Here is a 12,720-nt window from a genome sequence, read left to right as displayed (position 1 = left end):
CGGCTCGTCGTTCCAGCCGTCCAGCAGGCTCACCCCCGCCGGCAGCGTGGCCTCGACCCGAGGCGGGGTGACGACCGTGACGGTCGCCGAGCCCGACTTCGAGGTGTCGAACACGCTCGTGGCGGTCACCGTCAGCGGGGCGGCAGCCTCGTCGGCGGCGATCGTGAGCAGACCGGTCTCGCTCACCGTGGTGCCGGCGGACTGGGCGCCCGCCACGGTCCAGGTGACCTCGGCGCTCGCCTCGGAGACCGTCGTGACGTCAGCCTCGAGCTGGACCGTGGAACCGGCCAGCGCTCGCGTGGACGCCGGGACGACCGCGACGGACTCGACCGACGGCGGGGCCTTGACCGTGAGGGTCAGGGTCGTCGCCACGGTGCCCGCAGAGCTGACGTAGTCCGGCAGCACCAGGTCACCGCGGATCTCGTGGACACCGGGGGTGTTCACGATCTCCTCGTCGAAGTCCCAGTCCACGCCGATCGCCTGGTTGTCACGCGAGCCGTCGTTGTACGACACGGCGACGCGGGTGGGCAGCACCGGCTGCTCGCCCTGCCAGACGGTCTGCGCGAACTGCTCGGCACCCTGGATCGAGATGCCGCCGGTCGAGTTCTCGGGACGCACGTAGATGCGCGCCTCCGCGATCAGCCCGTAGGCCGAGTTCGTGCCGTAGACGACGAACGGCTCGACGTTGGTCTCGGCGACCATGTCCGGCGTGATCTCCTGCCACGCGAACGGGAGCACGTCCCGCTCGCCGGCCGAGTACACGACGTCCAGCTCGGCCGGGAGCTCCGGCACGGTCCCGGTCGGGGTACGCATGATGACCGGGGACGCCACGGTGTCGACCGTGTCACCGTTCGCGCGCCAGCGGACGATACCCGTGCCACCCGCCGACGAGCCCTGCAGCCCGAAGATCCGCACGCGCAGCGCCTTGGCCTTGACCGCCTCGAAGTCGAGGTGGTTGTAGCGGTTGCGGACGAGCGACGCGGCGTAGGTCGAGCCGTTCGTCAGCGTGACCGGCTGCCAGGTGTCGCCGTCGGTCGTGTACTCGATCGCCCACGTGTCGGGACGCGGCATGCGCGTACCGCCGTTGTCGTCGTACCAGTAGATGTCGGTCGACGTCAGGAGCACCGACGAGGGCCACGTGTACGTGATCGCCGCCGCCGCGGACGTGGACAGGCCGCTGTTCGGCAGGCCCCACGTGCCCCACCCCTGGTTGGTGCCCGGGTTGGAGCTCGACGGGGTCGTCGGGAGGTTGACCTTCGTGTGGTCCTCCCACGACGCCGTGCCCGTGGTCGTGATCGTGGCGATGGAGCCGAACTCGGCCACCATCTCCTTGGTCGCGAGCGTCACGGTGACGTCGCGCGTCGTGGTCAGGTCACCGTCGTGCGCGGTGAAGCGGAAGACGTACTCGCCCTCCGCGGTGCCCGTCACGAGCGTGCTCAGCGCACCGCTGTTCGCGAAGATCACCGCGGCACCCTCGGGCTTGGACACGGTGGTCCAGCCGTAGGTGAGCTCGCCGTCGTCCGGGAGGCCGTCGTCCGTGACGGTCGCCACGAGCGTGGTCGACAGGTTGCCGTCCTTGCTCGTGTCGCGCGTCGCGGTGACCGTCGGCGGGTCGTTGACGACCGCAGGGACGTCGCGGCCGGAGTCGAAGACTCCGATCTCCGAGATGGCCGTGGCGAAGCCGGGGCTGTTGGTGAACGTGACACGGAGCTTGTCGGCCGTGACCGTGTCGAACAGCGCCTCGTTGAACTTCGGGCCGACGATCTTCGGCGCCTTGAACGTGTCGGGGACGACCGTCCAGCCGCCCTCGCCGTCCGGCACCTGGATCTGGTACTTCGCGGGCTCCTTGTAGCCACCGGCCTGCCGGTCGCTGACGAACCAGACCTTGACGTTGTCGAACGACTTCGCCGCGCCCAGGTCGAGCTCGACGTAGCCGCTGGTGTCACCCGTGCCGTAGTTGCCCCAGTAGGGCTCGTTGACCGTCTCGCCGTCGTTCACGGCCGCGAGGGCCACGGGACGCTCGGTGGTCGAGATGGCACCCGGCTGGTAGTTCATCGACGAGGTGCTGTACCCCGGCGTGTGGAAGTTGCGCCACGGCGTCGGGCGGGGGCCCTCCTGCGTCGCGGACGACGACAGGGTCGCGGTGGCGGCCAGGTTGGTGGCCTCCTCCGTGAGGTCGATGCCCGCCGTCTTGAGGTAGCTGACGACGCGGTCGTCGTCGATCGCGGTGTCGACGGCCGTCGGCACGTCGGCGCCCGTCGCGGCGACGAACGTCACCTCGACGTCGTCGATCGCGTCGACCGTGTTCGCCTCGGGGTCGTAGACGAAGTGCCCGAGGGCGTCCGTGGCGGCCTTGCGCTCACCGTCGATGAACAGGCTGTAGCCCGCACCGAGGCCGTAGTGGCTGCCGTCCTCGTCCCAGACGATCGTGACGTCCTTGCCGTGGTACCGCAGGTTGTTGACCATGAAGTGGTCGTACCCGAGGTCGATCGGCCAGAGCTCCACCTTGTCGTCGGACCGCGGCTGGATGCCGCCCATGTCCTCGACGTAGATGTAGTTCATGTTGCCGAGCATGATGTGGTTCGGGTTGTTGCGGTTGTACGTCTTCGTCGTCGGGTTCCAGTTCGAGTAGTACTCGGCCTGGTTCGGGACGCGCAGGTCCGCGTTCGGGTACGTGCTCCACGCCATCCAGTCGAGCAGGCGTGCGGCGTACTCGGGCGTGACGTACTTGTGGTCGGGGTCGTAGTGCCGCAGCGCGGAACGCACACCACGGAACTGGACCGTGAAGTTGATGTTCGAGAAGTTGTTCGACCCGCCGATCGCGTAGGCCGCCCGGTCGTACTGGTTGGCCGTGTAGAACGGGAAGATCGGGAAGTTGTCCCCGTAGTTGAGGAAGCGGAAGCCGTCGACGTACTGGTCGGCGTCCTCGAACGGGATGAGGTTCTCGGCGTAGACGTCGTAGAGGTTCGACTCCTTCGCCGGGATCAGGTCGCGCGCCTCGACGGGCAGCGGGTTGGCCTTGCCGTTCGACGACGCGGCCGAGACCGCGCCGTGCGTCGTGCCCGCGAGGAACATCTTCGTGTCCTCGCTCCACAGGCGGTCGAGGATCGCGTCACGGATGTCGTCGGCCTTGTCGCCCATCTCGGTGACGACGGACGCGTCGGCGCCGGCGATCTCGTAGAGCTCCTTGGCCGCGTTGAAGTCACCCCAGACGTACGCGGACTCGGGGCGCTCGATGGTGCGCGCACCCGGCGCCGTCGCGTTCGCCTTCGGGAAGCCGAAGGTGATCGCGTCGGAGTCGTTGCCCGGCATGTAGTTGGTGTCGTAGGCGATGAGGTTGTCGCCGTTGCCGTCGTAGTGCTCCAGCTGGCCGATGCCGTCGTTCTTGAAGTAGTGCGCGAACCGCTCGGCGATCTCGGCACCACCACCGTGCACCTTGTAGGCCTCGAGGCCGGCGGTGCCGGTGTACTGCGAGTAGTGGTTGTTCCAGCTCGTGTGGCCGGGGCTGTCCAGGAACGCCGACGACCCCGAGAGCTCACCCATGTTGAGGATCTGCCCGTACGCGAGGTACGGGGTACGGATCCACTTGGTGTCCTGCAGGTGCATGGGCTGCGTGAGGACGACCGAGTTCTGGTAGAGGTTCACCCCTTCGATCGTCGTCGGGTACTGGTACACGTAGCCCGACGAGTTGGTGTCGAGCGTGTTGTAGCGCTCGCCCCACCAGCGGTAGACGATCGCCTTCTCGACGGCCGGCGACGGCACGTCGATGTAGGGGATGTCCTGCGCCCAGCGGCGGTGGAACTCGGTGACGCCGGTGGAGAACGCCTCGTCGACGTCCATCGCGGCGTACTCGTAGAAGCTGGCCTTCGACTCGGGCAGGTCGTCCGAGTAGAGGACGCCGACGACCGAGAGCTCGAGGTTGCCGCCTGCCGGGACCGTGACCTCACGCTCGAGGTTCGCGCCGTTGACCGTGAAGCCGCCGGCCTTGAGGCCGACCGTGATCTTGCTCCACGCGGTGTCGACCAGCCCGTTGTTCGAGCCGGACGTGAGGTTCCGCGTGCCGACGAGCTCGTCGTCCGCGTCCGTGGTGCCGGTCGCGATGGGCGAGGCCGCGCGCAGCGTGAACGTCGCGTCCGCGGCACCCGGGTTCGTCAGGTTCAGCGTCGTGACCGCCACGTTGTCGTACGTGATGAACTTCTTGAGGTCCGCGCTGACCCCGGTGGTGCCGATCGTGTAGCGGTCCGACATGTGGCTCGGCGCGTTGAAGCGCTGCGCGTTGACCTCGGAGATCGTCTGGCCGGGGACCGTGATCGTGTAGAAGTTGCCGAGGTTGTTGGGGCCGCCCGCGAACGCCGAGCCGGCGAAGCCCATCGTGGTGAAGTTCGCGTTGGAGGCGCCGCGCATGTACAGGCTGCGCCCGCGGCTCTGCAGCACGTTGGCGCCCATCGCGCCCCGCACTCCGAGCACGCGGTCGAGGTAGAAGTCGTTCTGGCCTGCGGCGAGGTCCTTCTCGAAGATGCTCTGGTGCATCGAGTCGGCCGTGTAGGGCACGCCGGGCTCGAGCAGGGCCGCGACCTCGGACTCGTAGTTGTAGGTCGGGTCACCGATGTCCATCACGTGGCTCTCGCCGTTCGTGTAGACACCGATGTCCGACTCGTTGCCCGGCAGCACCGGGCCGGCCGCGTGGGCGGCCGTGGGAAGCATGACGATCGACGAGGCGACGACCGCCGCGGCAGCACTGCCGGCGACGAGTCTCCTGCGGGTGGTGGATCGACGTGCTGAGCCCCTCGTGGAGCGCGGCATGACCCAGTCCTCTCGTTCGGGAACGTGTGGCTTTCTCGTCACGGCGAGGCGCTGCCCAACTGCGGCCGCGTCGTTGCGACGAGTCGTTCGCCGGCCTCTCGGTGAGGGACGAAGACGCCGGTGGCCGAAGTCAACCATCGGCGAGGCAGGACCGCAATGGTTTTCGGGATTTTCCGTCTTCCGGCGGAGGGCCGCCAGAATGCGCCGAGCGCGGCCGTATCACGACCGCGCTCGGCACTTTCTGTGGGTTTCGGTCAGCGAGGCGTCATGGTCTTCCAGGCCGACGTCCGCGACGCCACGTTCGCGGGGTCGCTCGGCAGGAAGGTCGCCTTGACCTTGATCGCCGTGGTGCGCGACTTCGGCAGCGTCAGCTTCACGACCCCCTGGGCGGAGGCGCGCAGCGTGACGGTGCTGGTGGCGTCGCCGTAGCGGATCGCGACCTTGCCGACCGGGTACGCACCGTTGTCGAGCTTGCCCACGCGCACGACCACCTGCGGGCGGGTGCCCTTGGTGAACGTCGAGCTCGTGACCGCGATCGACGTGGCCTTCGCCTTGCGCACCGTGACGGTCACGGCCGACGACGAGCTCGTGGCCACCTTGGCCGCGCCGTTGTAGACCGCCGTGATGCGCTTGGTCCCCACGCCCTTGAGCGTGACCTTCACGCTCGTCGACCCGCTGGACAGGCTCGCCGTGGCGAGGCGCTTGCCGCCGGACCAGAACGAGACCGTGCCGGTCGGCTTGATCGCGCTCGTGACCTTCGCCTTGAGCGTGACCTTGCCGCCGTGCGCGACCGACGTCGCCGACGCCGTGAGCGTCGTGCGGGACGCCGCCTTCACGACCGTGACCGTGTAGGTCGCCCGGACCTTCACGCCCATCGCCGTGTAGGACACGGTGACGGTCCTGCGGCCGGTCGTCGCCGAGCTGAAGCCGGTCGCCGTGACGTCGTTCGCCCCCACCGTGACGGTGTCGCCACCCGCGAGCGAGACGGTGCCGACGAGCCCGGTCAGGCTCAGCGCCTCACCGATCTCGTAGGCGGTCTTCGGCAGCGTCGTCAGCGCGAGCGCCGTGGGCGTGCCCGGCACCAGCCCGACCGTGACCACGTACGTCGCGGTCACCGTGGCGCCCTCGGCGGTGTACGACACCGTGACGGTGCGCGTTCCCGCCGAGGTCGAGCTGAACCCGGTGGCGGTGACGTCGGCGGCACCGATCGTCCGCGACGTGCCGTCGTCGAACGTGACGGTCCCGGCGAGGCCCACGAGGCTCAGGGCGTCGCCGACCAGGTAGCTCGTGGTGGGCAGCGTCGTGAGCTCCAGGCCCGTCGGCTGCGCCGGGGTGACCTCGAACGTCGCGGGCGCGCCCGCGGCGAGCTCAGCCGTGCCCGAGAACGTCGCCGTCAGCTCGCCGAGGAGGTCCGCCGGGACGGTGGCCGTCGCCGTCGCACTGCCCTGGGCGGGCGTCAGCTGCACGGTCGTCGACCACGCGCCGAGCGCGAACGTCACCTTGCCGCCGACCTGGTAGCCGTCGGTGGCGGTGACCGTCGCCGACGCCTGCCGCGTCACCTTGGAGAAGGTCAGCGCCGAGGTCGTGGCGGTCTGCTCGACCGTCGCGCCCGTGAGCGTCTGCCACTGGTCGAGCGTGACCGGCATGGCCGTGCCGTGGCGCGGCTGGCCGGGCAGCTGACCCGTCGCTCGCGTCCACGTGCCCGACGCGAGGTCGTTGGTGCCGAGCGGGAAGTAGCCCGAGCCGCCGTAGTTGTCGAGGTACAGGTAGTAGTCGTACGGCGACGTGTCACCCGGGTTGGCCTTGAAGACCGTCGGGCCCTCGACCGCGGCGTTGAACCCGGAGTTCCGCGCGACGCACGACGCGACGCGCGTCCAGCCGGTGTTCGCCTCCGCGCTGGCCTTCGTCGTGACCTGGGTCAGCGACGTGGACCGCTCCGCGATGATGTCGACGCAGCCGGTCTGACCGCCCTCGTCCTTCGTGTACCGGTAGTAGTGCTCGCCGTCCTTGAGCACCGTGGTGTCGATCCGGGCGGCGCCCGTGTCCTGCCACAGCTGCGCCGGGGAGAACGTCACGAAGTCCTTCGTCGTGGCGTACATCATGCGGGCGTAGCAGCCGGCGCCGCTCGCCGTCGTGATGCACGTCGTGCGCGTCGAGTCGGTGAACAGGCGCGAGGCCCAGAAGACCACGTACTCGCCCCGCTCGTCGTCCCAGTACGCCTCGGGCGCCCAGGTCATGCCGGCCGTGTCGGGCGAGACCTTCACGTGCCGCTGCTGCGACCAGTTGACGAGGTCCGTGGACTCCCACACCTCGATGTACTGGCTGCCGGACTGCTGCGCCCGGCCCCAGTCGCCGTTGCGGCCGATCGACAGGTCGGTCGCGATGAGGAAGAACTTGTCACCCTCGTGCGAGCGGATGATGAACGGGTCCCGCAGGCCCTTCTCGCCGAACTGGGACGTCAGCACGAAGTTGCCGTTGTTCAGCGTGTCCCAGGCCAGCGCGTTGTTGCCGTCCGACGCCGCGAAGTAGATGTTCTCCCCCGCGACGGTGTTGGCCGTGAAGTACGCGAACGCGTAGCCCTCGTCGTCGACCGCACGCGGCATCGCCGGGACGGTGACGTCGAACGGCACGTCGAGCGTGGCGCCGTCGAGCTCGAGCGTGGCCGTGAGCGTCGCGGTGCGCGCGTCGTAGCCGTACGGGGCGCGCTGCGGGTCGGCGTAGACCGTCCCGTCGTCGGTGACGAGCGCGACCGCGGTCGCGTCCGACGTGCTCCACGTGATGTCCGAGCCGAACTCGGCGCCCGCGTCGGCGAGCGTCGTGATGCTGCGCATGCTGTCGGCGTGCAGGACCGAGAGCGCGGCAGCGTCCTCGGCGACCTTCTCGCCGGCCGAGAGCGCGGCCGGCACCGTCACGTCGAACTCGCGCGAGAGCGCCAGACCGCCGCGGTTCGTGGCGGCCGTCAGGGTGACCTGCGCGTCGGGCTGGCCGGGCGCGGGCTGGGTGACGACGCCCGACGTGGAGACGACGGCCGGGGCCGACGAGGTCCAGGTGAGCGACGGCGACGCCGGCAGCGTGAGGTCCTTCGTGGCGAGCGCCGGGATCGCGACGGACGCCATGAGCTGGTCGAACGCGAACTGCGCGTTCTGGCGAGCCAGGGCACGGGCCCCGGACGCCGGCGTGGCCGCGGCGTAGACGCGCAGGTCACGGAACTTGGCCGGCAGGTTCGAGAAGCCCCAGCCCTCGCGGTTGAAGCGGAGCACCGACGTGCCGATCGTCGCCGCGGTCGCGGTGACGCCGGTCGCCTGGGCCGCCTGCACGCCGTCGAGGTAGACGGTCAGGGTGTCCGCCGTGTCGTCGAGCACGAGCGAGACGTGGGTCCACACGTCGCGCGGGAACGGCGCGGTGAGCTGCGCCGTCGCGACGACGGCGTTGCCGATCCGGACGACCGCCGCGGGCTTGCCGTCGGAGTAGAACGGGTGCAGCGACAGGTTGTTCGTGGTCGCGTTGCTCCCGATCGTGAACAGCGTGCTGTTCACCGTGCCGGTCGCGTTCGACGGCAGGTACGCGTCGAACGACGACGTCGACGAGGTCGTCAGGCCGAGGCCGGCCGCGGAGTTGTTCGCGATGTAGCCGCCACCCGTGAGGTCCACGTGCGTGGAGGTCCACACCGGGGTGTTCGTCGCGCCGACGAACGTCGTCGTCCCGAACGCCGGCGTGCCGGGGTAGGAGGTGTTCAGCGGGAACCACGAGCGCAGGTCCGACGTCGCCGGCATCGGGTCCTCACCCGCGGCGAGGGCCTTGACGGTGATCTCGAAGGTGCGGGTACGCACCTGGCCGGAGACGGTCGCCGTCGCCGTGAGCGTCGCGGTCGCGTCGGGCTGGCCCTGCGCGGGCCGCGTCACGACGCCGCCCGCGGTCACGACGCCCGCCGCGCTCGTCGTCCACGTGAGGCCGCCGGTCGGGAGCGTCAGGTCGGACACGACCGCGGACGTGCTGCCCAGGTCGAGGCCCGCGAGGAGCTTGTCCGCGGCGTCGGCGCCGTCCTCGGCGACGAGGTCGGCGACCTCGGTGGCCGTCAGGGCCGTGCCGTAGACGCGCGTCTCGCCGTAGGTGCCGGGGAAGCCACGGTCACCGTCGTAGGCGGACCCGCCCAGGCGGTTGCGGGTGTGGTCCGCGAGCGTCGCCGGGCTCGTGGTGACGGCCGGGTTCGTCGCGACGAGCGTGCCGTCGACGTACAGCTTGAGCGTCGAGGTCGCGACGCCGTCGTTCGGGGCGATCGTGGCCGTGACGTTCTGCCACTTGCCCGGCGTGAGCCGGTTGCCCGTCCACGTCGCGCTCTGCTCACCGGTCCAGTGGCTCGGCGTGACCGTGGTGCGCAGCGCGTTCTTGGGGCCGACGAACCAGTTGCCCGTCCCCGAGCCGCTGCTCTGCGACGCGCCGCCGAAGCTCCACAGGAAGTTGTCGGTGGTGTTGGCGGCGTCGTCGGCCTTGACCTGCACCGAGACGGTCGCGGCGGCCTTGCCCTGCAGCAGGCCGTCCGGGAGGCGGACGTAGTTGGCGTTGGACGGGGCGCCCGACAGCTGCAGGCCGGCCGGGGTCCAGGTGGGCGTGCCGACGACGGTGCCGTCGTGGCCGTTGCCCGAGGAGTCCGCCACGGTGGCGCCCGTGGTCTCGTCGAACTCGTAGTGCGCGATCAGGTCCTGCGTCGGAGCCGCGGCGGACGCTGGCAGGACGAACCCGGCCATCGTCCCCGCGGTCAACGCGAGTGTGGTCAGTGCGGCTGTGGCCGCTCGAGGAATCGTCATCGACATCCTTCGGTCGGCCGGCGGCTTTGCCGGCGCGGTGGCGGAACCCAAGGGGAATGGGAACGTCGCGATGGACCCTATGTGAGCGCTCACAATTTGCCTAGCGCCGTGTCCTGAACGTGACCCGAAGGCGCCGCGAACCACCCGGACAGGGGAACGCCGGGTGTGGTCGGGGCACCCGTCAGGAGCGGCCGAGCTCCTTCGAGCGGTCGTGGGCCGCGCGCGCGGCCGCGACGACGCCCGCACGCACGCCGTGCGCGTCCAGCTCGGCGACCGCCGCGACGGTCGTGCCGCCCGGCGACGAGACCCGCTCACGCAGCACCACCGGGTGCTCGCCCTGCGCAGCCAGCGCGCCCGCACCCTCGACCGTGGCGACCGCGAGGCGCGTGGCGAGGTCACGCGTCAGGCCGAGCAGCACGCCCGCCTCGGCCATCGCGTCGATCAGGTAGAACGCGTACGCGGGGCCGGACCCGGAGATCGCGGTCACCGCGTCGAGGTCCTTCTCCGCGACGCGCACGACGAGCCCCGTCGCGGCCAGGATCCGCTCGGCCAGCACGAGGTGCCCCTCGCCCGCGTGCGTGCCCGGCGCGATCGCGCTCGCACCCTTGCCCACGACCGCCGGGGTGTTGGGCATGACGCGCACCACGGGCGTCCCCGCCGGCAGGTGCTGCTCGTACGTCGCGATCGGGACGCCGGCCGCGACGCTCACCACGAGAGTGCCGCCGCGCAGCTGCGATGCGATCTGCGTCAGCACCGCCGGCACGACGTTCGGCTTGACCGCGAGCAGCACCACGTCGGCACGCTGCGCCGCCTGCGCGTTGGAGCTGCCGGCGCGCACGCCGTAGCGCGCGGCGAGGGCCTCGACCCGCTCCGGCGACTGGTCCGTGACCTCGACCTGGTGCGCGGGCCAGCCCCCCGCCAGGAGCGCCGAGAGCAGCGCCTCGCCCATGACCCCGCCGCCGAGGACGGCGACCGCCGCGTTCGTCCCGCCACGCTGCTGCTCGGTCATCGTCGTGCCACCCCTCGTCACCGGCGCACCGGAGCTCGTCGCGCGCCGCTCGTCCGCCGCGCACCCTCGTCGTCGTGGCGGTCAGGACACGGCGACGCGCGCGAGCCTATCGACCCTCGAGTCCCTCAGCCGCCTTCGTTGCCCCAACCGCCACCCGTGGCTCAGCCGCCCGGCGGGCCGGCGAAGCCGCCGCCGGTGAACCCGGCCGGGGGCTGCCCGCCGCCCGGGCCCCGGTTCGACTCCTGCCGCGTCGAGCCACCGAGACCGGACAGGCCCGCCGACGACGACGCGTCGTCCGAGACGATCGTCCGCGTCAGGTCCGCGAGGACCACCTCGTCGCCCGCGGACAGGCCCTCGGTGACCTCGGTGCGCTCGGCGCCCACGGCACCCGTGGTCACCTCGACGCTCGTGGGCGCGCCGTCCCGCAGCACGTCCACGGTCGTCATCCCTCCCTCGACGTGCACCGCGGACGTCGGGACCGTGAGCACCTGCTCGCCGTCCGCGACCGCGACCGTCGCCTCGGCCGACGAGCCGTCGTACAGCGTCACGGCGCCGCCCGCCGGTGCGTCGATCGCGAGGTCGACCGCGTAGGACGGCGTCGAGCTCGACGACTCGGTGTTGAGCAGCCCGATCCACGTGACCTGCGCGGTCAGCGGCTCGTCCGTCGTCCGGACCGAGACGCGCGCGCTCTGCCCGACCGCGAGCAGGTCCACCTGGCTCAGCGTCGCCGAGGTGGTGACCACGTAGCCGTCACCGCCGATGATCGTGACGAGCGCCGACGTCGACGACGCCGTGACGGCCGCGCCCTCGGCGATCGAGACGGCCGCGACCGTCCCGCCGATCGGCGCGGTCAGCGTCGCGAGGCGCAGCGAGCTCTCGGCGACGTCGAGCCGTGCCTGCGCGAGCTCGATCGCGGCACGGTCGGCCAGGACGTCGGCCGCGGTCGCGACCCGCTCCACCGACCCGCCGGACTCGCCGCCGCCCGGCGTCCCGCTCTGGTCACCCGGCGTCGACGGGTCGCTCGGCTGCGCCGGCGTCGTCGGGGCTCCCGGCGTGGGCTGGGCCGGGTCCGTCGGCTGCGTCGGGTCGGTCGGGTGCGTGGGGTCCGTCGGGTCGGTGGGGTCCGTGGGATCGGTGGGCGTCGTCGCATTCCGGACGGCCTGCGTGAGGGCGTCGAGCGCGTCGTCGAGCGCGGTCGTCGCGTCCAGGAGCGCGCGCTGCGCCTCGGCGACGTCCTGCTGGTCGCCGAGCACGCCGGTGACCGCGCCCTGGCACGCGACGAGAGCGTCCGGCAGCGACGTCGCGTCCGCGGCGGTCACCGTCAGGGAGGTCGACGACACGGTCCCGGACGGGCCGACGAGCGCGACCGCGTCGGTCCCCTGCACGCCCGACGGGACCAGCACGGCCGTCGCGAACGACGAGCCCGACGCGGTCAGCGTCGCGAGCACCGCACCCGACGACACGAGCACGAGCTGGTACTCGGTGCCCGCGACGGTGCCGGTCGCGTCGACGCGGAGCGCTCCCCCCGCCGCGACCGTGCCCGGCGTGAGCGTCAGGACGTCGCCCGTCGCGGGCGACCCGCTCGGCGCGTCGAGCAGCTGCTGGCACACGAGCGCGGCCGCGCCGAGGCCGTCCTCGCTCGCCGCGAGCAGGTCGGACGCCTCGTCGTAGCGCGTCAGCAGGTCCTCCTGCGCCGCCGCGACGTCGTCGAGCGCGGCCTGCACCTCGGCGGGCAGCTCGCCCTCGCCGGGGTCGCTGGGGTCGCCCGGTCCGGGAGGCGTCGGCGAGGACGCACTCGTCGGGACGACGAAGGCCGCGGGAACGACCCCACCGACCTCTCCGGCGCCGCTCGTCGTGCTCGCGCTCGCGGCGCTGCTCGTCGTGGTGGCGCTCGTCGTGCTGGCGCTCGTCGTGCTGGCGTTCGTCGTGCTGACACCCGTGGAGGACGTGCTGGCGGTGGACGTGCTGGTGGTCTGGGACTCGAGGTCGTCCTCGAGCCGCTGCTGGGCGTCCGCGAGCGTGGCGGTCGCGTCGTCGACGTCCTGCTGCAGGTCCGTGTCGTCGATCGTCGCGAGCACGTCGCCGGGCGCGACCTCGTCGCCC

General features: G+C 71.4%; 4 protein-coding genes. All 4 read right to left on the bottom strand.

From position 1 onward, the window contains the following. The coding region (locus tag CWIS_RS10055) for an Ig-like domain-containing protein (protein WP_082156373.1) at positions 1–4,704 on the bottom strand (4,704 nt) is incomplete at its 3' end. A 353-nt stretch (positions 4,705–5,057) separates the two neighbouring features. Continuing rightward, positions 5,058–9,608: an immunoglobulin-like domain-containing protein gene (locus CWIS_RS17655; protein ID WP_197080816.1), complete on the bottom strand. Its 4,551-nt coding sequence runs from the start codon at positions 9,606–9,608 to the stop codon at positions 5,058–5,060. A gap of 181 nt (positions 9,609–9,789) precedes the next feature. Next, the gene (proC, locus tag CWIS_RS10045; RefSeq protein ID WP_048343151.1) at positions 9,790–10,617 is read right to left on the bottom strand and encodes a pyrroline-5-carboxylate reductase; all 828 of its coding nucleotides are present in this window, start codon (positions 10,615–10,617) and stop codon (positions 9,790–9,792) included. A gap of 161 nt (positions 10,618–10,778) precedes the next feature. Beyond that, on the bottom strand, positions 10,779–12,720 hold a 1,942-nt coding region (locus tag CWIS_RS19775), incomplete at its 5' end, for an efflux RND transporter periplasmic adaptor subunit (protein ID WP_048343150.1).

It is taken from the genome of Cellulomonas sp. A375-1, assembly GCF_001040865.1.
GTDB classification, from domain to species: domain Bacteria; phylum Actinomycetota; class Actinomycetes; order Actinomycetales; family Cellulomonadaceae; genus Cellulomonas; species Cellulomonas gelida.
The sequence above is the reverse complement of the archived record's forward strand: the minus strand, read 5'-3'. Positions and strand labels throughout refer to the sequence as shown.

Coding starts and splice junctions, on each gene's coding strand:
- CWIS_RS17655 (WP_197080816.1), bottom strand. CDS start 9,608: ATGACGATTCCTCGAGCGGCCACAGCCGCACTGACCACACTCGCGTTG.
- proC (WP_048343151.1), bottom strand. CDS start 10,617: ATGACCGAGCAGCAGCGTGGCGGGACGAACGCGGCGGTCGCCGTCCTC.